The organism is Amycolatopsis nalaikhensis (genome assembly GCF_030264295.1).
In the GTDB taxonomy this organism is placed as follows: domain Bacteria; phylum Actinomycetota; class Actinomycetes; order Mycobacteriales; family Pseudonocardiaceae; genus Amycolatopsis; species Amycolatopsis nalaikhensis.
The window spans coordinates 1,264,559-1,285,800 of record NZ_CP127173.1; the positions used below are offsets into that span (position 1 = coordinate 1,264,559).

The window sequence follows — 21,242 nt, forward strand, 5'->3', positions numbered from 1 at the left end:
AACCTCACACCGCAACCCCCACCAGGGTCACGCCTCGCTACCCACCAAGGCAGCCGCCTTCAGGGACTCGTGCGTAGGCGCCTCCGGCACGTGCGCGGGCCTCATCGAGTCCATCTCCTTGCGCAGCACCGGGACCACGTGCTCGCCCAGCAGATCCAGCTGCTCCAGCACCGTCTTCAGCGGCAACCCCGCGTGGTCCATCAAGAACAGCTGCCGCTGGTAGTCGCCGAAGTGCTCGCGGAACGTCAGCGTCTTGTCGATGACCTCCTGCGGGCTCCCGACCGTCAGCGGCGTCTGCTCGGTGAACTCCTCCAGCGACGGTCCGTGCCCGTACACCGGCGCGTTGTCGAAGTACGGCCGGAACTCGTTCCACGCGTCCTGGGACTTCGGCCGGATGAACGCCTGCCCGCCGAGGCCGACGATCGCCTGGTCCGCCGATCCGTGGCCGTAGTGCTCGTAGCGCTGGCGGTAGAACCCGATCAGCTGCTGGAAGTGGGACGTCGGCCAGAAGATGTGGTTGGCGAAGAACCCGTCGCCGTAGTACGCCGCCTGTTCCGCGATCTCCGGGCTGCGGATCGAACCGTGCCAGACGAACGGGGGTACTCCGTCCAGCGGCCGCGGGGTCGACGTGAACCCCTGCAGCGGCGTGCGGAACTTGCCCTGCCAGTCCACCACTTCCTCGCGCCACAGCTTGCGCAGCAACGCGTAGTTCTCGATCGCCAGCGGGATGCCCTGGCGGATGTCCTGGCCGAACCACGGGTACACCGGGCCCGTGTTGCCGCGGCCCATCATCAGGTCGACGCGGCCGTCCGCCAGGTGCTGCAGCATCGCGAAGTCCTCGGCGATCTTCACCGGGTCGTTCGTCGTGATGAGCGTCGTCGAGGTCGACAGGATCAGCTTCGACGTCTGTGCCGCGATGTGGCCGAGCATCGTCGTCGGCGACGACGGGACGAACGGCGGGTTGTGGTGCTCGCCCGTCGCGAACACGTCCAGGCCCACCTCCTCCGCCTTGAGCGCGATCCGGACCATCGCCTTGATGCGCTCGTGTTCCGTCGGCGTGGTGCCCGTCGTGGGATCGGTCGTGACGTCGCCCACCGTGAAGATTCCGAACTGCATGACCCGCTCCCTTCGCGAAGCCCATCTTACATGCGCGTTCAACTACTTCCAAGCAAGAGATATTCCGGCCGTCAAAGCCGCGGAGCCCACCAAGTAAGGTCAGGGACATGGACGCGGAGCTCGCTCGGCTGGGTTTGGCAGAACGTTCGGTACGACTACTCGCCGGTCGCGACATCTGGGCCTCGATCACCCCCTTGCTCGCCCCGCGCCGGAACCTGGTGGCCGCCTTCGGTCACGTCGGTCCCGGCGCGGCCGCGCTGCTGCCCCTGGAACCCGGGGACACCCTGATCACGGACGCGAGCCTGGACACGGTGCTCTCCGGCGCCACCAGCCCGCACGCGCTGCTGCACTGGGTGAAGGCGGGCGTGCTCGTGCACTCCCTGCGCGGGCTGAACGCGAAGCTGGTGATCGCCGAGGACGACCCGTCGTTCGTGGTGGTCGGCTCGGCCGACGTCACCGCGGCCGGCCCCCGGCAGCTGTTCGAGGCGGTCACCGTCTCGCACGAGAAGCACACCGTCGAAGAGGCACAGGAAGCCTGGCTCGAGTGGGCCGACCTGGCCGGCCCCGCGCTGACCGCGGGCGACCTGGAGCCGCTGCTGGAGCAGTACGGCGCGGGCAAACCGGTCACCGCCCGCCCCGCGGCGCCCACCCGCTCGGCCGCGGCCCCGTCCCGGACCGCGGTCACCCGCCCGGGCACACCGCCCGCGACCCGCCCCGGAACTCCGGTGCGCCCGGCCGCGACCCCGCAGGCCTCACCGGTCCGCCCCGCCGCGCCGTCGCCGGTGCGCCCGGCGAACCCGGCCGACGCGGCCCGGTCGGCATCCGCCAACCCGGCCGGCGCCAGCCAAGCCGGCTCCGCGCGCCCGGCCGACGCCAACCCGGCCGGAACCGCCAGTGCCAGCCAAGCCGGATCCGCCAGCACCAACCCGGCCAGCCCGGCCGCAGCCGCGAGCCAGGCCGGTGCCAGCCCAACCAGTCCCGATCAGGCAGGCCCCGCCAGCCCGTCCGCCGCGGCAAGCCCGGCCAGCACCAGCCCAGCTGGGGCCAACCCGCCCGGCGCCACGTCAGCCACGTCGCCGACCCACCCGGCCGAGCCCGGCACTCCGGTCCAGGAGCAGCCCACGGCAGCCACCCCGGCCGACACCGACACCGCGGAACCGGTTGCGCCGGAAGCCACCGACGTGCCCCGGCCCTCCTGGCCGCGCCCGGCCGAGCTGTACCTCGTCAGCCTCGTCGAAGGCGGCGAACCCTCGGCCGAAGCCGAGTACCGCCTCGAGGAACTCGCCCGCGACCACACCCACCCCGGCGAGAACGGCGAATCGCCCTTCCGCGTCGAGCTCTTCTGGGCCGACGACGGCCAGGGCCAGGACCCGCCGCGCACCCTCCGCGCCGGCGTGCACGTGATCCGCGTCTACAGCCAGAAGCAGGGCCGTGCCCTGGTCGGCTCGCGGATCGAGGCCCCGGGCCTCGTCCTGCACGCCTACACGGACGAGTACGCCTACCCCCGCCGGACCTACTGCTACCTCCTGACGCGGGAGACTGCCTCTCGCCCCGTCTTCGGCGACCTCCGCAAGGGCCTCGCCGCGATCGGGGAAAAGCCGAACTTCCGGAACAGCTTCCAGGTCCCGCGGAAGATCGAAGCCCTGCTGGGCCTGTGGCCCGACCTGGGCTACGACCCCAAGTAGGGAGCGGCGCGCGCCACTCCCGGGACGGGAGCGCGCGGAAGTTGTCGGGGTCGGCGGATATCCTGCACTACGGTGCAGGCGAGTCCGCACCACCACCAGCACTTTCGCGAGCCACGATCCGGGAGAACGACCCTGTGACTGCCGAGACCTTGTACGGGGCCGACGACCTCACCCATCTCGAGGGTCTCGAAGCCGTCCGCAAACGCCCCGGGATGTACATCGGCTCCACCGACAGCCGGGGCATCAACCACCTCTTCTCCGAGGTGGTGGACAACTCGACGGACGAGGGTGTCGCCGGCCACGCGACGAAGATCGTCGTCACGCTGCACGCCGACGGCAGCGTCCAGGTCGACGACGACGGCCGCGGCATCCCCACCGGCACGCACGCCAAGTCCGGTTTGTCCGGCGTCGAGCTGGTGCTGACGCGCCTGCACGCCGGCGGCAAGTTCGGCGGCTCCGGCTACAAGACCTCCGGCGGCCTGCACGGCGTCGGCGCTTCAGCGGTCAACGCGCTGTCGCACCGCTTCGACGTCACGGTGAAGCAGGACGGCAAAGTCCACCAGATGTCGTTCAAGCACGGCGTCCCCGGCACCTTCGACGGTCCGGGCGCGAAGGCGAAGTTCACCCGCCGGTCCGGGCTGAACGTCGTCGGCAAGATGAAGCGCGGCGAGCGCAGCGGCACGTCGATCCGCTACTGGTACGACTCGCGCTACTTCGAGTCCGGCGCGGCGCTCGACGTCGAAGGCGTCCGGTCGAAGCTGCGCAACACCGCCTTCCTCGTCCCGGGCGTCACGTACGTGCTGCGCACGGCCATCGAGGACACGATCAACGAAGAGACGTTCCACTTCCCGAACGGCCTGGTCGACATGGTCGACTTCCTGACGCCGTCGGGCGAGAAGCCGGTCTGCGGCACGCTGCTGATCACCGGTGAGGGCACGTACAAGGAGAACGCGGCCGACGCCGCGGGCGTCATGCAGTCCAATGTGGAGCGCCACGCCGAGATCGAGGTGGCGTTGCGCTGGGGCACCGGCTACGAGCGCACCGTCGAGTGCTTCACCAACACGATCCGCAACGTCCACGGCGGCACGCACCGCCGCGGCTTCGACCGCGCGATGGCGAAGGCGTTGCAGGAGGCCATCTCCAAGACCCGCGGGCTGCTCAAGCCCAAGGAGGACATGCCGACGATCGAGGACGTCCTCGAGGGCGTGACCGCCGTGATCCACGTCCGGCTGCCGGAGCCGCAGTTCACGTCGCAGACGAAGGACGAGCTGTCCACCGCCGGCATCACCCGGGTCATCCAGGGCATCGTCGACAAGCACGTCAAGGCGTGGACCGAGGACCGCAAGACCAAGTCCGAGGCGAAGGTCGTGCTGCAGAAGGTGGTCGACGCCTCGCGCGTGCGGCTCACCCAGAAGCAGCAGAAGGACGCCGCCCGGCGCAAGACCGCCCTCGAGGGCGCGGCGATGCCGCCGAAGCTGGTCGACTGCCGCACCACCGGCGTCTCCCGCAGCGAGCTGTTCCTGGTCGAGGGTGACAGCGCGCTGGGGTCGGCCCGGATGGCGCGCGTGTCCGAGTACCAGGCGCTGCTCCCGCTGCGCGGCAAGATCCTGAACGTCCAGAAGGCGTCGCTCGGCGACACGCTGAAGAACGCCGAGATCGCGTCGATCGTGCAGGTGCTCGGCGCGGGCACCGGGCGCACGTTCGACCTGTCGACCATGCGCTACGGCCGCGTGATCCTGATGGCGGACGCCGACGTCGACGGCTCGCACATCCGGACGCTGCTGATCACGCTCTTCGCGAAGTACATGCGCCCGGTGATCGAGGACGGCCGCCTGTACGCGGCGATGCCGCCGCTGCACAAGCTCGTCACCAAGGGCCGCAACCCGGAGACGCACTTCACCTTCACCCAGCGGGAGATGGAGCAGAAGTTCGCCGAGCTGGAGCGCGCGGGCAAGAACATCGTCACGCCGGTGCCGCGGTTCAAGGGTCTCGGCGAGATGGACGCCGACGAGCTGTGGGAGACCACGATGAACCCGGCGACGCGCTCGGTGCGCCGCATCACCATGGACGACGCCGAGGCCGCGGAGGCGGCGCTGGAACTGCTGATGGGCGAGAAGGTCGAGCCCCGGCGGAACTGGCTGGTCGCCTCCTCCGACCGGGTCGACCGCGAAGCCATCGACGCCTGATTTTCTTAGCTACCAAGGAGTTCTGCCGTGGCACGCCGCAAGGGCACCACCACCAAGGTCGATCCCAGCGCGTTCGACTCCCCCGGTGCGCACGTCTTCGACAACTCGCTGAAGACCGAGATCGAAGACTCCTACCTGGAGTACGCGTACTCGGTCATCCACTCGCGCGCCCTGCCGGACGCGCGGGACGGGCTGAAGCCGGTGCACCGCCGGATCCTGTACTCGATGAACGAGAACGGCTACCGGCCGACGCACGCGTACGTGAAGTCGTCGCGCGTGGTCGGTGACGTGATGGGCAAGTACCACCCGCACGGCGACGTCGCGATCTACGACGCGATGGTGCGGCTGGCGCAGGACTTCTCGCTGAACGTCCCGCTCATCGACGGCCACGGCAACTTCGGTTCGCCCGACGACGGCCCGGCGGCCTCCCGGTACACCGAGGCCCGCATGTCGCCCGAGGCGATGCAGCTGGTCGGCGAGCTGGGCGAGGACACCGTCGACTTCCGGCCCAACTACGACGGTTCGCTCGAAGAGCCGTCGGTGCTGCCCGCGGCGTTCCCGAACCTGCTGGTCAACGGCACGTCCGGGATCGCGGTCGGGATGGCGACCAACATGATCCCGCACAACCTCGGCGAGGTCATCGCGGCGGCGCGGTGGCTGATCACGCATCCCACGGCCACGCTCGACAAGCTGATGGAGTTCGTGCCCGGCCCCGACCTGCCGACCGGTGGCAGCCTGCTGGGCCTGGACGAGGTGCGCCGCGCGTACGAAACCGGCCGCGGCGTGGTCCGGATGCGCGCGAACTGCGAAACCGGGCCCCTGGAAGGCAGTCGCGGGCGGCAGGCCATCACCGTCACCGAGCTGCCGTACGGCGTCGGCCCGGAGAAGGTGATCGAGAAGATCACCGACGAGGTCAACAAGTCCAAGCGGCTAACCGGCATCGCCGACGTCAAGGATCTGACCGACCGCGAGAACGGCACGCGGCTGGTCATCGAGTGCAAGGTCGGCGTCAACCCGCAGGCGCTGCTGGCCGACCTGTACCGGCTCACGCCGCTGGAGCAGTCGTTCGGCATCAACAACCTGGTGCTCGTCGACGGCCAGCCGCAGACCCTGGGCTTGAAGGAACTCCTCGAAGTCTTCCTCCGGCACCGCTACGACGTCGTCACGCGGCGCACGAAGTACCGGCGCCGCAAGCGCGAAGAGCGCCTGCACCTGGTCGACGGCCTGCTGATCGCGCTGCTGAACATCGACAAGGTGATCAAGCTCATCCGCGAGAGCGAGAACGCGCAGGCCGCGAAGGACGGCCTGATGACGCGCTTCAAGCTGTCGGAGATCCAGGCGACGTACATCCTGGACACGCCGCTGCGACGGCTGACCAAGTACGACCGCCTCGAGCTCGAGTCGGAGCAGGAGCGGCTGCGCGAAGAGATCGCGGAGCTGACCAAGATCCTCGACGACGAGTCCGTGCTGAAGAAGCTCGTCTCGTCGGAGCTGGCGAAGATCGCGAAGGACTTCCCGACCGAGCGCCGCACCGCGCTGATCGACGGCGACCTGAAGGAGGTCCTGGCCGCGTCGAAGCCTTCGGGCCCCCTGGAAGTCGCGGACGACCCGTGCCAGGTGATCCTGTCGGCGACCGGCCTGGTGGCGCGCACCGCGGCCGAGTCCGAAGAGGCGACGGAGACACGTCGCCGCAACGGCCGCGTGAAACACGACGCGGTGGCGGCCCTGGTCCACACGACCGCGCGCGGGCAGGTGCTGCTGGTGACCAGCCGCGGGCGCGCGTTCAAGACGGACGTGCTGCCGCTGCCGGTCCTGCCGGAGCAGGCGGGCACGGTGTCCCTGCGCGGCGGCATGGCGGCGAAGGAGCTGGTGCCGCTGGAGAAGGGCGAGACGGTCGTCGGGATCGCCCCGCTGGGCGACCAGGCGGCGGGCTCCCCGGGCCTGGCGCTCGGCACGCGGGCGGGCGTGGTGAAGATCTGTTCGCCGGAGTGGCCGGTCCGTTCGGACGAGTTCGAGGTCATCAGCCTGAAGGACGGCGACGAAGTCGTCGGCGCGACGTGGCTGATGGACGGCACGGAGACGCTGGCGTTCGTCTCGTCGGAGGCGTCACTGCTGAAGTACGCGGCGTCGCTGGTCCGCCCGCAGGGTCTGAAGGGCGGCGGCATGGCGGGCATCAACCTGCCATCAGGGGCCTCGGTGGTCTTCTTCGGCGCGGTCCGCACGGACGACGACGAGCACGGCGAGCCCCTGGTGATCACGTCGACGGGCCAGAGCGTCAAGGTGACCCCGTTCAGCGAGTACCCGGCGAAGGGCCGCGCGACGGGCGGCGTCCGGGCCCAGCGGTTCCTCAAGGGCGAGACGGCGCTGCGGGTGGCGTGGATCGGCCCCCGCCCCGCGGGCGCGGCCCGCAACGGAGACCCGGTGGAACTGCCGGAGATCGACGTCCGCCGCGACGGCTCGGGCCACGCCCACCCGGGCCCGGACGTGGTGGGCCACCTCATCGAGCGGGACTGACGGGAAAGGCCGCCCCGGGAGTTCCCGAGGCGGCCTTTCCCGTCCCCCCGCTAGGCGACCTTGAACGACTGAGCGGCGCTGCCGTTGCAGGTTGCCTGGACCAGCTGCCCACTGTCCGCTGTGGACGAACCGGGCACCGTCAGGCACTTGCCGCTGTGCCGGGCGATGAAGTGGTAGTACCCGCTCCCTTCCGACACCGGCTGCCACTGCTGGTTGCCGCCGCCGCTGTAGGACCACAGCTGCAGCCCCGCGTTGTCGGCCGTCGACACGTCGGTCACGTCGATGACCTGCGTGGCGTTCGTCCGGTTGTTGATCCGGTCGAAGCCGCCGCTGGTCGGGGCGAACTGGTACTGCTGGGCCGTCGTGCCGTTGCACGTGTACTGCTGGATCACCGTGCCGTTGGCCGTGCCCGCCGCGCGCGCGTCCACGCACTTGCCGGACGCCTTGTTCGTCACCGCGTACCAGGCCGCCGGGTCGATCGTGCCGTCCGGGGGCGGGGTCGTCGTCCCGCCGCCGCCCAGCCACTTCAGGCCGTCGAGCAGGAAGCGGTTCTGGTCCGCGCTCTCGAACGTCGACGACAGCGCCGTGTTCGTCTCGTAGTTCATCGCGTTGTGGCCGAAGTTCGCGTAGATCATCTTGTAGTTCTTGTTCGTCCACGCGATCGGGTAGTAGCCGCTGTACCACGTCTGGTTCGGGTCCGTGCCGATCGGGAACGTGGCGGTGTCCATCGACGCCAGGATCGAGATGTTCGGGTTCTGGCGCAGGTCGTACTGCCAGGCGTACCACTCGGACGTCGACGACTTGATCGTCGCCGGCAGGTTGACCGTCGACGGGTGCGTGCGGTTCTCGATCTTCAACGTCTCCGGCGTCGGGCCCCACGTGTTCGACGTGAAGCGCCCGGTGCCGAGGAAGTCGTTGTGGAACCAGTTGGCGTACGACGGCGTCGTGTTGTCGTTGTACGCCGTGACGTGGAAGCCGTAGAACGCGCCACCCGCCTGCATGTAGCGCTGGAAGCCCTCGAACTGCGCCTGCGACTGCGGCTGGTCGTCGAGGAACATGACCACCTGGTACTGGCTGGGCGTGAGGGTCGTCAGCTGGTTCCAGTTGTTCGTCGCCGTGTAGGTGAACCCGTTGGCCGCCGCCTGCTGCGGGAACCAGGCGTTCGCCTCCTTCTCGAAGCTGATGTGCGCGGCGTCGTAGGTGCCGCTGTAGAACGCGAGCACCTTGAACGGCGTCGCGGCTTGCACGGCCGGGCTGGCGAAGGTGAGCCCGAGACAGGCCGCGAAGAAGGCCAAGATCCTGAGCAAGGGACGACGAGGCATGCGTGTTCCTTCCGGTGGGGGACGGGGATCACCAGTGGCGCGGGTAGTGCAGGCCGTAGCCGTACGGGAACAGCGCGGGCTTGCCGTCGCCGACGTTGATCGGCTGCTGGTCGGCGCTGCGCATCCAGGTCACCGGCAGCTTGCCGGTCGGGTTGTAGTCGCCGAACAGGACATCGGCGACGCCTTTGCCTTCGCTGCCCGGCAGCCAGGATTCGACCAGCCCGGCCCAGTCCGGCAGCTGCGCGGCGATGTCGAGCGGCCGCCCGGACACGAGGACGACGACCGTCGGCACGCCGGACTCCTTGAGCTTCTGCAGTGTCGCGAGGTCCGTCGCGTCCAGTCCCATCCCTTGTGGACGGTCGCCCTTGCCCTCGGCGTACGGCGTTTCGCCCACGACCGCGACGGCGACGTCGTAGCTCGGGTCGATCCCGGTGCCGTCCTTGGCGTAGGTCACCGCGGACGACTTGCTCCTGATGCCCTGCAGGATCGTGGTGCCCGGGATGACCGGGCCGCTGGTGCCCTGCCAGCCGACCGTCCAGCCGCCGGACTGGTTGCCGAGGTCGTCGGCGCTCTTCCCGGCGACGAAGATCTTGCTGTTCCGCTTCGCGAGCGGCAGCACGTTGCCCTCGTTCTTCAGCAGCACCTGGGATTCCCGCACGGCCTGGCGCGCGAGGTCGCGGTGCGGCTTGCTGCCGATGGTGTTCAGGAACCGCCGGTCGGTGAGCGGGTGCTCGAACAGGCCGAGCTCGAACTTCTTGGTGAGGATGCGGCGGTTCGCGTCGTCGATCCGGGACATCGGCACGCGGCCGTCCTGGACGAGCGTCCGCAGCGTGTCGATGAACTTCTGCCACTCGTAGGGCACCATCACCATGTCGATGCCGGCGTTGATCGAGGCTTCGACCTCTTCCGGGGTGAACCCGGTCTTGCCGTCGATCTTGTCGACGCCGTTGTAGTCGGAGATGACGATGCCGGTGAAGCCGAGTTCCCTCTTCAGGACGTCGTTGATCAGGTAGGACCCGGCGTGCATCTTGACGCCGTTCCAGCTGCTGTAGGAGATCATCACCGAGCCGACGCCGCGCTGGACCGCGGCCTTGAACGGCGGCAGGTGGATCGCGCGCAGTTCCTGCTCGCTGATCTCCGTGTTTCCTTCGTTGACGCCGCCGGTCGTGCCGCCGTCGCCGACGTAGTGCTTGGCGGTGGCCAGCACCGAACCCGGCTGGTCCAGCCGGCGCCCCTGCAGGCCCGTGATGATCGACGTCATCTCGGTGGCCAGCTGCGGGACCTCGCCGAAGGACTCGTAGGTGCGGCCCCAGCGGTCGTCGCGGGCGACGCACAGGCAGGGCGCGAAGTCCCAGTCGATGCCGGTGCCGGAGACCTCTTCCGCGGTGGCGCGGCCGATCTTCTCGACCAGGCGCGGGTCGCGCGTCGCGCCGAGGCCGATGTTGTGCGGGAAGACGGTGGCGCCGTAGAGGCCGTTGTGGCCGTGGACGGCGTCGACGCCGTAGATGAGCGGGATGCCCAGCGGCGTGGCGAGCGCGGCTTTCTGGAAGCCGTCGTACATGTCGGCCCAGGTGACGGGCGTGTTCGGGGTCGGCTGCGAGCTGCCGCCCGACAGCAGCGAGCCGAGCCGCCCGGTGGTGACGTCGGCCGGGCTCTTCACCCCGAGGCGTTCGGCCTGCATCATCTGGCCGAGCTTGTCGTCGAGGGTCATCCGGGACATCAGGTCGGCCACCCGGACCTTCACCGGACGCCAGGAGTCTTTGTAGGCCGGGCTGTTCCCGGCCAGTGCCGGGGTTTCCGACGCGACCAGCAACCCCAGTGCCAGTGCGCCGATGCCCAGTCTGCGTCCGAGCCGCATCCGGGTCCTCCTCGTCGAGAGACCAAAATTCACGCCTTGAATTAATGCACAGCGGTTGCTGGCTGGTCCAGACCTCTGAGTGAACTCGGGTGCCGCTGAGCGGGATTGTCGCTTCCGGCCAGAACCTGACCTAATTGGGTTCTACGGTTCCCCCATGACTCGCGAACACGACGAACTCCTGGCCCTGCTGGCCGAAGTCCGCTCCCGATTGCTGATCCCGGTCCGCGGCCTCACCGACGAAGAAGCGGCGAAGCGCACGACGGTCAGCGAGCTGACGCTGGGCGGCCTGATCCGCCACCTCGCGACGGGCGAGCGGATGTGGTTGCAGGTCCTGCGCGACGCCGACGGCACGCTGCCCGACGGCATGCTCGACACGGCGCAGTACTCGATGAGCGAAACGCAGCAGCACTGGCTTTCGGCCTACTCCGCCGCCGCGGCCGAGACCGACGAGTACGTGCGATCGCTGCCTTCACTGGACGTCGAGGTGCGGCTGCCGACGACGCCGTGGTCTCCGCCGGAGCCCCGGTTCTGGTCGGCGCGGCGGATCATCCTGCACCTGATCCACGAGACGGCGCAGCACGCCGGTCACGCGGACATCATCCGCGAGTCGTTGGACGGCGCCAACTCCACGGCCCAGCTGGCGTGACGTCAGGCCGCGGGCGGGCGCAGGGCTTGCAGTTTCCGCCGCAGCACCCGCAGATCGGCGACGCGATCGCTCTTCGCGGCTTCGACGATTTCGGTGAGCAAGCTCCAGTACGCGTGCTTGTCCGGCCAGTCCACCGGGATGGACGCGATCTTCGCCGTGCAGCAGTGCACTTCGAGCTTCAGCCGGAGGATCGCGTGTTCTCCGGTGTAGGCCGGTTCCGGTGACGGCACGTCGCGCAGGTCGGCCAGCAGCGCGGCGTGGGCGTCGTCGGCGTCCCCGGGGTCCCGGGTGCCGCGCAGGCGGTCGGTGACGACCTTCACGCCCGCGGCGACCAGCGCGATCACCGCGGTCTTGACCACCTCCTTGACCACCGATTCGCCGACCACCCAGGCCCCCGCGGCCGCCGCCGCGAGCGCGGCCAGCGCCGCCGCCAGGAAGTTCGGGAGGAACCGGAGCAGCCGGTCCAGGCGCGAATGGTCTTCGGCGACGCGGACCTGGCTCACCTGCGCGCGCAGCCAGTCCACCTGCTCGAGCGCGTCGTGCCGTTCGGCGGGAGTCATGCCACCGTGACGGGCGATCGTGTCGAGCACGCCTTCGACGCGCTGCCGGGGAACGTCGAGGAGGTCGGCGACCTCGCCCAGCGGGAGCGCGGCGACCCCGGACATCGCCGTGAGCCGGGGCGCCGCCTCGCGGACCACCTGCCGGGACCGGCCGCGGCCGCTCTGCCGCAGGTGGTCGCGCACCTGGACGAGCAGCGCGTCCAGGTCGCCGGTCACCTGCGCGAGCGCGTTCGCGGCCAGCCTGCGGTCCCCGGCCTCCCGCGCGGCCGCCCGGGCTTCCTCGTGCCGGAGCAACTGGTCCAGCACCGGCGGGTCGACCTTTGTCCGCTTCTCCACCGGCCGGGCCGGGGCCGAAGCGACCATTTCGCGGTCCTCGCCCGGCGGCTTCGGCAGGGCTTGGCGGGCCTGCTCGACCAGCCGCTGCTCGCGGTCGCGCTCGATGCGGAGGAACCGGTCGTCCCGGCTAGGCCCCGGAACCGAGTAGCTCATCGGTCGGAGCGCAGGGACGCCGGGTCGAAGGACTCCCAGTACGCGTCTTCGTCCTCGACGCTCGTCGCGGCGAGCGTCTCCGCAGGCGCGGCGTCGGAGCCCAGCCGCTCGGCCCGCAGCCGCTGGAACTCCTCGACCGTCATGCCCGGGTCGTCGTCCTCGGCCCGCGCCGGCGCGGGCATCCCGGTCATCTGCTCGATCATGGACGTCATGTCTTCACCGAGCAGCAGCGCGACTTTGTTGTAGCCGTCCTGGGTCGCCTCGCGCATCGCCGCCTGGGCGATCTCCACGATCAGCGGGCCCAGCTGCTCGCCGAGGTTCACCGCCGACGGGGCCAGCCAGAGGCGCAGGAGCTTGCCGCGCGCGTCGACCGTCACCTCGACCTGGTTGTCGAGGTCGTGCGCCGTGCCGGACGCCGACGCCAGCAGCTCGTCGACGCGGGCCATCGCTTCTTCGCGCGCCCGGGCCTGGGCGATCAGCTCGCGGGTCGTGATCACCGCGCTCACCTTCCGTAGGAGTAGGTGTCGGCGTCCGGGTCGTCGTCCGGGATCGGCTCGTAGCCCAGGGTTTCGAGCTGTTCCTTGTCCACCACCGGGGCGAGCGCGTGGTACATCTTGTCGCCCGCGCGGCGCGTCGCGCGCTGGGCCAGCTCGAGGATCTGGTCGGCGAGCACCGCCGATCCCTGCCGCAGCGCGGAGCGGTGGATCGTCACGCCGGTCAGGAGTCCGCCCGGCGCCACCTGGACCTCGATGGAGTCGTTCGACGCCTTGCCCACCACCGGACCCGAACGGGCGAACCGTGCCTCGGCCTCCGTGCCCGCCCGGTCCGCCTGTTCCGCGATCCGGGCCGTCGCCAGCTCCATGTCGAATTCAGCCACGGTCCGAAGTTACCCCGTCGGCCGGTAGAAGCCGATGAACTGCTGGCCCGCGTTCGTGGTGCGGATCTTGCTGATCTGCACCGGGTCGCCCGCCTCGATCATCTGGCCGTCGCCGATCACCATCGCCACGTGCCCCGACCAGACCACCAGGTCGCCCGGGAGCAGCTGGTCGATCGACGGCACCTCGGCCCCGACCGTCTGCTGCTTCGCCGTGCGCGGCAGCTGCAGCCCGGCGTCCTGGTACGACGTCATGGTCAGCCCGCTGCAGTCGAGGCCCTGACCCCGCGCCGTCCCGCCCCACACGTACGGCACGCCGAGCTGCGACAGCGCCGCGCGCACGGCCTTCGCCGCCGTTTCGTTCGGGGCCATCACCTGCTTGCCGCCGGGCAGGTTGATCGCGACGCCGGAGCCGGGCTGCGGCGGGATCGCGACCGGCAACCGCGGCTTGTGCACGGCGCCCCCGCCGCCACCGCCGCCTCCCCCACCGCCGCCGCCCCCGCCGTCGGAACCGCCGGAGTAGCCGCTGTTGCTGTTGAAGGAAGAGCCGACCTTGGTCGAGGACGCGCTGCTCGACGACGTCGTCTGCTCCGGGCCGCCGAGCCGGGTGCCGATGTCGGTGAGCTGGTTGATCGTCTGCTCGCTGAACGTCGCGGCCTGGCCGGTGAGCTGGCTGATCTTGGTCTGCAGCTTCATCAGGATGTCGCGCGACGCGGCCCCGCGGCTCTCCGGCGGCTGGATGTTCTTCACGGCCGCCAAGGCCTTCATGGCCGCCGAGATCTCCTTGATGATCTGGTCGCGGACCTGGTCGTTCTTGATCTCGCCGACGTGCAGCGCTTCGGCGGCCTCGGTGACGGCCTTCTCGATCTCGGCGCTCTCGTCGAGGAGGTCCTGGACCTCCTTCTCGAGGCTCTGCGACGTCGCCGTGGCGCGGTCGGTCGTCGAGCCCGAACTGGCCGAGACCAGGTTGACGCGCTGTTCGGCGGCGACGTCGCGGGTGCGGCCCACCGACGTCTGCAGCGCGTAGTGCGCGTCGCGCGCGCCGCCGATCGCGGCCGGGTCGTGGCGCAGCTTCTGCGCGAACTGGTTCGTGGTGTCCAGGCCGTGCCGGACGAGCTGGTCGGCTTCGTGCTCGGTCACGCGAGGTCCTGCCCGAGTCTGCGCACGACGTCGCCGTGCTCGCCCTCGACCGCCGCGTAGTTGCGGTCGGTCTGCCGGGCGGCCTCGCCGACCTGCCGCCAGCCGCCGCCGACGCGGTGCATCTTCTCCTGCAGCGCACGCATCCGGCCGCTGTAGGCGCCGGAAAAGCCGGACTCGCCGCCCATTTCCGAGAAGCCGTGGCCGCCCAGCGTCACGTGCGGGCCGACGTGCTTGTCGGCGGCACCCTTGACGTCATCCCCGAGTGGGTCGACTTCGCGCGCGTACCGCGTGTACGCGCCGTCATCGACGTGAAACCCCGAATGCGAACCGTCCACTGGCCCTCCCTGTCACCGGAGGTGCGACGTGCGCGCGGCACCCCCGGTTCCCTGCTGCGGGATTCAGCCTAGACCACGGTCCGTACCCGGGTGGGCGAATTGCCCGGACTCAGCCGGTGACCTTCTTGAGCCAATCGGGGTCCTGCCAGGACACGATCGAGCCGTTCGCGGTGACCGTCGGCGTGCCGAAGCCGCTCTGCCCGCCGCCGAAGTCCTGCACCAGCTTCGGGTCGTTTTCGATCTGCTGGAAGGCGGCGTTGATCTGCTGGTCGTAGGTGCCGGCGTTGACCGCCTGGGCGAACGCCGGATCGGTGATCCCGACGTTCTTGCCGAGCTCGATCAGCTGCGCCTTGTCGTAGCCGCGCTTGCCCTCTTCGGGCTGGTTGGCGAACAACGCGTCGTGGAACTGGAGGAACTTGCCGGCGTCGGCCGCGGCCAGCGCCGCGTTCGCCGAGTCGAGCGAGTAGCCCGGCGGGTTCGAGCGCTCGTTGAGCAGCGGCACCATGTGGTAGCGGACCTGCAGCTTGCCGTCGTTGACGGCCTGCTCGATCTCGCTCTTGTACTGCTTCTCGAACTGACCGCAGATCGGGCAGAGGAAGTCGGCGTAGACGTCGATCGAGGCCTTGGCGCCGGTCTTGCCCACGGTGACGACGACGCCGTCGCGCTTCTGCGTGACGTCGCCGGCCAGCGCGCTCGTCGTTTCACCCGGGCTGATGACCTTGCCCTCGGTCTTGTTCCGGTCCGCGATCGTCCAGATCACGCCGCCGATCACGAGCGCGGCCACGACGACCACGGCGGCGATCCCGATGATCCACTTCCGCTTGTCGGTCGACGCGCCCCTGGCCTGGGCCACCGCCTTCGCTCCCCCGGCCTGCGCGGCCTGACGACGCTTCCGAGCGGTCCGCTCAGCTCCACCCACTGTGTATCAGTTCCCTTCCGCGATACCCGAGTAGTCGTGCTCGGGCTCGGTGGAGTTCCCGCGACCTCGCGCCAGCCAGCCGTCGACCGACAGCCACGTGCGCGGGCGCGCCAGCAGCCACCCGGCCAGCAGCGCGAACCCGGAGTCGCGGAGGATCTCCTGCGGGTACTCCGTCTGCCCCGCCGCCACCTGGCCGCCACCGCCGAAGCACCCGCAGTCGATGCTCAGCCCGCGGGCCCACGACTGGGCGATCCCGGCGATGAGCACGACGAGCAGCACCAGCGCGGCGCCGGCGGCCCAGCGGGTCGCCAGGCCCGCGAGCAGGAACAGCCCGAGCACGAGTTCGACGAGCGGCAACGCGATGGCCACCACGTTTTCGAGTGCGTCCGGCAGCACGTCGTACGCCTGCACGGCGATCAGCGTCTGCCCGGGATCCGCCAGCTTCAGCGCACCGGAAACGAGCCAGACGGCCGCGAGCCCGAGCCGGGCCAGCGTGCCGACGGCGTCCAGCACGGGTTGGGACGGTCGCACCACGCACTTAGGCTAACGGGAGGACCTGAGAACTTCGTGAGGGCAGGGCAGCGGCGGAGGGAGCGGCTGGATGCGATGGCGCACGCTCCTCGGCTCGGCGTTGCTGCTGGTCACGGCGGTGGGCTGCGGGCCGAAGCAGGTTTCGCCGACCGACTCGCTCGTCACCCGCGCGAGTGCCACGGATCACCTGACCATCGGCATCCGGTTCGACGCGCCGGGCCTTTCCGAGCACACCGTGGACGGCCGGTTCGTCGGGTTCGACGTCGACGTCGCTACTTTCGTCGCATCGGAATTGGGTGTCGCCGCGAAGGACATCACCTGGCGCGAGACGACGTCCGCGACGCGCGAAACCGACCTGACTTCGGGCGCGGTCGACCTGGTCGTCGCGACGTACTCGATCACCGACAAGCGCAAGCAGGTCGTGTCGTTCGCCGGGCCGTACTTCACCACGGGCCAGGACCTGCTGGTCCGCCGGACCTCGGCCGACCTCACCGGGCCGGAGACGCTCAACGGGCGGCGGCTGTGCTCGGTCGCCGGGTCGACCCCCGCCCAGCAGGTGAAGGACCGGTTCGCCCAGGCCGTGCAGCTGGTCGAGTACCCGCGGTACCCCGACTGCGTGACGGCGCTGCTGGCCGGGCAGATCGACGCCGTGACCACCGATGGGGTGATCCTGGCGGGTTACGTCGCGCGCGACCCCGAGCTGCTGAAGGTCGTCGGGAAGCCGTTCTCGAAGGAGAGCTACGGCATCGGCCTGCGCAAGGGCGACACCCAGGGGGTGAGCGCGGTCGACGACGCGATCCGCAAGATGATCTCCTCCGGCGAATGGCTGCGCTCGCTCAACGAGAACATCGGCCCGTCCGGCTACCAGCTGCCCCCACCTCCCGAGGTCACCGAGAAGTGAAGCTGCCCGACCTGCCGGTGCGCGCGGTGCTGCCCGACGTCCTCTCGGCGCTGGACGCCCACGGCAGCGCCGTGCTCGTCGCCCCGCCCGGCACGGGGAAGACGACACTGGTGCCGCTGGCGCTTTCCTCGACCGGCCGCGTGGTCGTCGCGGAGCCGCGGCGGCTGGCGGCGCGGGCCGCGGCGGCGCGGATGGCGGCGATCCTGGGCGAGCCGGTCGGCGAGACGGTGGGCTACGCCGTGCGCGGCGACCGGAAGGTGTCGGCGCGGACCCGGATCGAGGTCGTGACGTCGGGGCTGCTGGTGCGGCGCGTGCAGAACGACCCGGAGCTGCCCGGGGTGGCGACGGTGCTGCTCGACGAGTGCCACGAGCGGCACCTGGACGCGGACCTGCTGCTGGCGCTGCTCCTGGACGTCCGCGCGGGGCTGCGCGAGGACCTGCGCCTGCTGGCGACGTCGGCGACGGTCGCGTCCGGGCGGCTGGCGACGCTGCTGGGGGACGCGCCGGTGGTCGAGGCGTCGGCGCGGACGTACCCGGTGACGTTCTCGTATGTCCCGCCTTCGCGGGGTGAGCGGATCGAGGCGTGCGTCGCCCGGGCGGTGCGGACGGCACTGTCCGAAGGGGACGGTGACGTGCTGGCGTTCCTGCCGGGCGCGGGCGAGATCGCGCGGACTTCGGGACTGCTGCGGCTGTCCGATGTGGACGTCCTGCCGCTGCACGGGCGGCTGTCGGCGGCGCACCAGGACGACGCGCTGAGGCCGCGCGACCGGCGGCGCGTGGTGCTGGCGACGGCGGTGGCCGAGTCGAGCCTGACGGTGCCGGGCGTGCGCGCGGTGGTGGATTCGGGGCTGGCGCGGGTCCCGCGGGTGGACCACCGGCGTGGCCTGCCGGGCCTGGCGACGGTCCGCGTGTCGGCGGCGGTGGCGGCCCAACGGGCGGGCCGCGCCGGGCGCGAGGCACCGGGCCGGGCGTACCGGTGCTGGGCGGAGAACGAGCAGGCGCTGCTCCCGGCGTACCCGGAGCCGGAGATCCGCACGGCCGAGCTGGCCCGCCTGGCGCTGGAGCTGGCGTGCTGGTCGACGCCGGACGGCAGTGGCTTGGCGTGGTGGGACCCGCCGGGCGAGGGGGCGTTGGCGGCGGGCCGGGCGTTGCTGGAGACGCTGGGCGCGACGGGCCCGGACGGCGTGGTGACCCCGCGCGGGCGCCGGATGGCGGAGCTGGGCCTGCACCCACGGCTGGCGCGCGCGTTGCTGGACGGCGCGGAGGAGGTGGGTGCCCGGAATGCCGCGGAGGTGGTGGCGCTGCTGGACGCGGGCGCGACACTGACGGACGTGGAGGCGGAGCTGCGGCGGCTCCGCTCGGCGGGAGATGAAGGGGCGCGCCGCTGGAAGCGCGAGGTGCGGCGGTTGGAGGGATTGGTGGCGGGTCGCCGCACGCACGGTGATCGCGGCCCAGCCGAACGCTCGGATCCCGCACTCGTCGTCGCCCTCGCGCATCCCGAACGGCTTGCCCGGCGGCGTCCCGGCCACGCTCCCGTCTACCTCATGGCCGGCGGCACCGCCGCCGAGCTGCCGCCCGGGAGCGGGCTCGACTCCGAATGGCTCGCCGTCGCCGAGGCCACCCGGGATCCCGGGCGCGTGCACGGCACCATCCGGCTCGCCGCGGCCGCCGACGAACGGCTCGCCACCCGCGTCGGCCCCGTGTCCGAAGTGGACGAAGTCACCTGGGACGGCGATGTCGTCGCCCGGCGGGTCCGCAAGCTCGGTGCCATCACCCTGTCCGAGAAACCGCTCCGGAACGCGAACGTCCACGACGCCCTCGTCGCCGGACTCCGGGAAAACGGCCTCGGCCTGCTCAAGTGGACCCAGGACGGGACCCGGCTGCGCGAGCGCATGGCCTTCCTGCACCGCGTCCTCGGCGACCCCTGGCCCGCGGTCGACGACACCACCCTCCTGTCCGATGTGGACCGCTGGCTGGACCTCTCCGGTGCCCGCAAGAAGGCCGACCTGGCCACCATCAACGCGGGCACCGCCCTCAAGGCCCTCCTTCCCTGGCCCGAAGCCACGAAACTCGACGACCTGGCCCCGGACCGCCTCGAAGTCCCGAGTGGCTCGCACATCCGCGTCGACTACCGCGGTGACCAGCCCGTTCTCGCCGTCAAGCTGCAGGAAACCTTCGGCTGGACCGAAACCCCCACCCTCGCCGGGGTCCCGGTCGTGCTGCACCTGCTCTCCCCCGCCGGCCGCCCGGCCGCCATCACCGCCGATCTCGCCGGCTTCTGGACCAGCGGCTACCCCGCCGTGCGCGCCGACCTGCGCGGCCGCTACCCCAAGCACCCCTGGCCCGAGGACCCCGCCACCGCCGTCCCGACCCGGCACACCCGCCGCCGCACCTGACGAAAGTCGGGGGCGGCTCGCGACCGTCGTCCGATGCCCGCGCACCCGCGCGCGCCGCAGACTTCGTCGCATGATCACACTCAGGGGACTCACCAAACGCTACGGGGAGAAGACCGTCGTCGACGCGCTCACCTGCGACGTCGCGCCGGGCCAGGTGACCGGGTTCCTCGGCCCCAACGGGGCGGGGAAGTCGACGACCATGCGGATGACCGTCGGGCTCGACCACCCGCAGGAAGGCGAGGTCCTGGTCGGCGGGCGGCGCTACGCCGAGCTGCGGCACCCGCTGCGCGAGGTCGGCGCCCTGCTCGACGCCAAGGCCCTGCACCCCGGCCGCAGCGCCGGGAAACACCTGCTGGCCATGGCGCGCAGCAACGGGATCGCGCCCGGCCGCGTCGAGGAAGTCCTGGCCACGGTCGGGCTTTCGGACGTCGCGGGCAAGCGCGCCGGGCAGTTCTCGCTCGGCATGGGGCAACGGCTGGGCATCGCGGGCGCGCTGCTCGGCGACCCCGGCATCCTGATGTTCGACGAGCCGGTCAACGGCCTCGACCCGGACGGTGTCCGCTGGGTGCGGCAGCTGATGCGGTCGCTGGCCGCCGAGGGGCGCACGGTGTTCGTCTCCAGCCACCTGATGAGCGAAATGCAGCTGACCGCCGACCACCTCGTCGTCATCGGCAAGGGCAAGCTCCTGGCCGACGCGCCGGTCGCGGAGTTCATCGCGGGCAACTCCCGGACGACGGTAGCGGTGCGCGTCCCGGCCGACGGCGACCGCGACGTGCTCGACCGGCGGCTGCGGGCCGAGGGCGGGCTGACGCATCCCGGCGAGCCGGGCGAGCTGGTGGTCGACGGCCTCGACGTCACCCGCGTCGGCGATCTGGTGCACGAACTGGGGATCCGCGTGCACGGGCTGGCCGAGCGGACGGCGTCGCTCGAGCAGGCCTACATGGAACTGACCGCTTCTTCGGTGGAATACGGGGTGTCGGCATGACGGCTTCGGTCGAGGTCCGCGGCGGCGGGTTGCCGGGCGCGGTGGCCGCGGAGTGGACGAAGTTCTGGTCGGTGCGGGCGACGTGGTGGTGCCTGATCACGGCCACGGCGTTGATGCTGGGCTACAGCACGCTGTCGGCGCTCGCCCAGCGCGTCGACGGCGACCAGCCGACGGGCGCGCACACGATCGCCCTCGGCGGCGGGTTCTACCTGGCGCAGTTCGCGGTGATCGCGCTGGCGACGCTGTTCGTGACGAGCGAGTACGCGGGCGGCGGCATCCGCTCGACGCTGTTGTGGACGCCGGTGCGCGCCCGCGTCGTGCTGGCGAAGGCGGCGGTGCTGCTGCCGGTCCTGTTCGCGACCGGGGTGGTCCTGTCGCTGGCGGGCATGGCGCTGGCGGGCGCGGTGAAGGCGGGCCACGGCCTGCCGACGTCGGCGACGGCGGCGGTCACGACGGCGACGGGCATGGGCGGCTACTTCGCGTTGCTGGGGCTGCTGTGCACGGGCACCAGCTGGGCCCTGCGAAGCGCGGCGGGGACATTGGTGACGGTGATCGTGCTGCTGGTGCCGCTGCCGCTGATCGTCGGGTCGCTGGGGCTGGCGGCGTGGATCCCGTACTTCCCCGGCATCGCGGGCGTGAACGCGATGGTCGAGGCGGGACAGCCCAACCCGATCACGATGGCCCCGGCGCCGTACGCGCCGTGGGTGGGTTTGGTGATCTGCGCGGCCTGGGCCGCGGCGGCGCTCGTCGCGGGCGCGGCGGTGCTGCGGCGCCGCGACGCCTGA

General features: G+C 71.0%; 18 protein-coding genes. 8 read left to right on the forward strand and 10 right to left on the reverse strand.

Translation table 11 applies throughout. From position 1 onward, the window contains the following. Positions 1-27 precede the first annotated feature (27 nt). Entirely contained in the window at positions 28-1,116 is a 1,089-nt protein-coding gene (locus tag QP939_RS05990; RefSeq protein WP_285455556.1) for an LLM class flavin-dependent oxidoreductase, read from the reverse strand. 107 nt (positions 1,117-1,223) lie between these two features. Here QP939_RS05990 and QP939_RS05995 point away from each other — a divergent pair, with 107 nt between their 5' ends. The 3 genes from QP939_RS05995 to QP939_RS06005 all read left to right on the forward strand — a co-directional run bounded on the left by QP939_RS05995 (position 1,224) and on the right by QP939_RS06005 (position 7,501). Beyond that, entirely contained in the window at positions 1,224-2,801 is a 1,578-nt protein-coding gene (locus tag QP939_RS05995) for a hypothetical protein (RefSeq protein WP_285455557.1), read from the forward strand. Positions 2,802-2,935: 134 nt separating this feature from the next. After that, a complete protein-coding gene (locus tag QP939_RS06000) occupies positions 2,936-4,987 on the forward strand; it encodes a DNA gyrase/topoisomerase IV subunit B (RefSeq protein ID WP_285455558.1) in 2,052 nt (683 codons plus the stop codon). A gap of 27 nt (positions 4,988-5,014) precedes the next feature. Beyond that, positions 5,015-7,501: a DNA gyrase/topoisomerase IV subunit A gene (locus QP939_RS06005; protein ID WP_285455559.1), complete on the forward strand. Its 2,487-nt coding sequence runs from the start codon at positions 5,015-5,017 to the stop codon at positions 7,499-7,501. 50 nt (positions 7,502-7,551) lie between these two features. On the opposite strand, the gene QP939_RS06010 is transcribed toward QP939_RS06005, so the two are convergent. Beyond that, entirely contained in the window at positions 7,552-8,823 is a 1,272-nt protein-coding gene (locus tag QP939_RS06010) for an RICIN domain-containing protein (protein WP_285455560.1), read from the reverse strand. A gap of 28 nt (positions 8,824-8,851) precedes the next feature. Next, entirely contained in the window at positions 8,852-10,681 is a 1,830-nt protein-coding gene (locus QP939_RS06015) for a glycoside hydrolase family 3 protein (protein ID WP_285455561.1), read from the reverse strand. Between the two features lie 154 nt (positions 10,682-10,835). Between QP939_RS06015 and QP939_RS06020 the strand changes: the two genes are divergently transcribed. Then, complete coding sequence (locus QP939_RS06020; protein WP_285455562.1) at positions 10,836-11,327, forward strand: DinB family protein; 492 nt, start codon at positions 10,836-10,838, stop codon at positions 11,325-11,327. A 2-nt stretch (positions 11,328-11,329) separates the two neighbouring features. Here QP939_RS06020 and QP939_RS06025 read toward each other — a convergent pair whose 3' ends face one another. From QP939_RS06025 to QP939_RS06055, 7 genes are all read right to left on the reverse strand, one after another. Then, on the reverse strand, positions 11,330-12,376 hold the full coding sequence (locus QP939_RS06025) for a hypothetical protein (protein ID WP_285455563.1): 1,047 nt from the start codon (positions 12,374-12,376) through the stop codon (positions 11,330-11,332). Then, positions 12,373-12,873 carry a YbaB/EbfC family nucleoid-associated protein gene (locus tag QP939_RS06030; protein ID WP_285455564.1) on the reverse strand — a complete coding sequence of 167 codons (501 nt, stop codon included), beginning with the start codon at positions 12,871-12,873 and terminating at the stop codon, positions 12,373-12,375. The genes QP939_RS06025 and QP939_RS06030 overlap by 4 nt, the downstream gene beginning before the upstream one ends. Before the next feature lie 5 nt (positions 12,874-12,878). Beyond that, entirely contained in the window at positions 12,879-13,253 is a 375-nt protein-coding gene (locus QP939_RS06035; protein WP_285455565.1) for a YbaB/EbfC family nucleoid-associated protein, read from the reverse strand. Between the two features lie 9 nt (positions 13,254-13,262). Next, positions 13,263-14,390, reverse strand: coding sequence for a C40 family peptidase (locus QP939_RS06040; protein ID WP_285455566.1), 1,128 nt, complete (start codon positions 14,388-14,390; stop codon positions 13,263-13,265). Then, on the reverse strand, positions 14,387-14,725 hold the full coding sequence (locus tag QP939_RS06045; RefSeq protein WP_285455567.1) for a hypothetical protein: 339 nt from the start codon (positions 14,723-14,725) through the stop codon (positions 14,387-14,389). The genes QP939_RS06040 and QP939_RS06045 overlap by 4 nt, the downstream gene beginning before the upstream one ends. Before the next feature lie 109 nt (positions 14,726-14,834). Continuing rightward, positions 14,835-15,578 carry a DsbA family protein gene (locus QP939_RS06050; RefSeq protein WP_285455568.1) on the reverse strand — a complete coding sequence of 248 codons (744 nt, stop codon included), beginning with the start codon at positions 15,576-15,578 and terminating at the stop codon, positions 14,835-14,837. 72 nt (positions 15,579-15,650) lie between these two features. Further along, a complete protein-coding gene (locus QP939_RS06055) occupies positions 15,651-16,157 on the reverse strand; it encodes a MauE/DoxX family redox-associated membrane protein (protein ID WP_285459668.1) in 507 nt (168 codons plus the stop codon). 88 nt (positions 16,158-16,245) lie between these two features. On the opposite strand from QP939_RS06055, the gene QP939_RS06060 reads away from it, so the two are divergent. From QP939_RS06060 to QP939_RS06075, 4 genes are all read left to right on the forward strand, one after another. Beyond that, positions 16,246-17,076, forward strand: a complete 831-nt coding sequence (locus QP939_RS06060) for a glutamate ABC transporter substrate-binding protein (protein WP_285455569.1) — start codon at positions 16,246-16,248, stop codon at positions 17,074-17,076. Then, positions 17,073-19,472, forward strand: coding sequence for an ATP-dependent helicase HrpB (gene hrpB / locus QP939_RS06065; RefSeq protein ID WP_285455570.1), 2,400 nt, complete (start codon positions 17,073-17,075; stop codon positions 19,470-19,472). Before QP939_RS06060 ends, hrpB begins: the two co-directional genes overlap by 4 nt. Positions 19,473-19,542: 70 nt before the next feature. After that, on the forward strand, positions 19,543-20,457 hold the full coding sequence (locus QP939_RS06070) for an ATP-binding cassette domain-containing protein (RefSeq protein WP_285455571.1): 915 nt from the start codon (positions 19,543-19,545) through the stop codon (positions 20,455-20,457). Further along, positions 20,454-21,242, forward strand: coding sequence for an ABC transporter permease (locus QP939_RS06075; protein ID WP_285455572.1), 789 nt, complete (start codon positions 20,454-20,456; stop codon positions 21,240-21,242). Before QP939_RS06070 ends, QP939_RS06075 begins: the two co-directional genes overlap by 4 nt.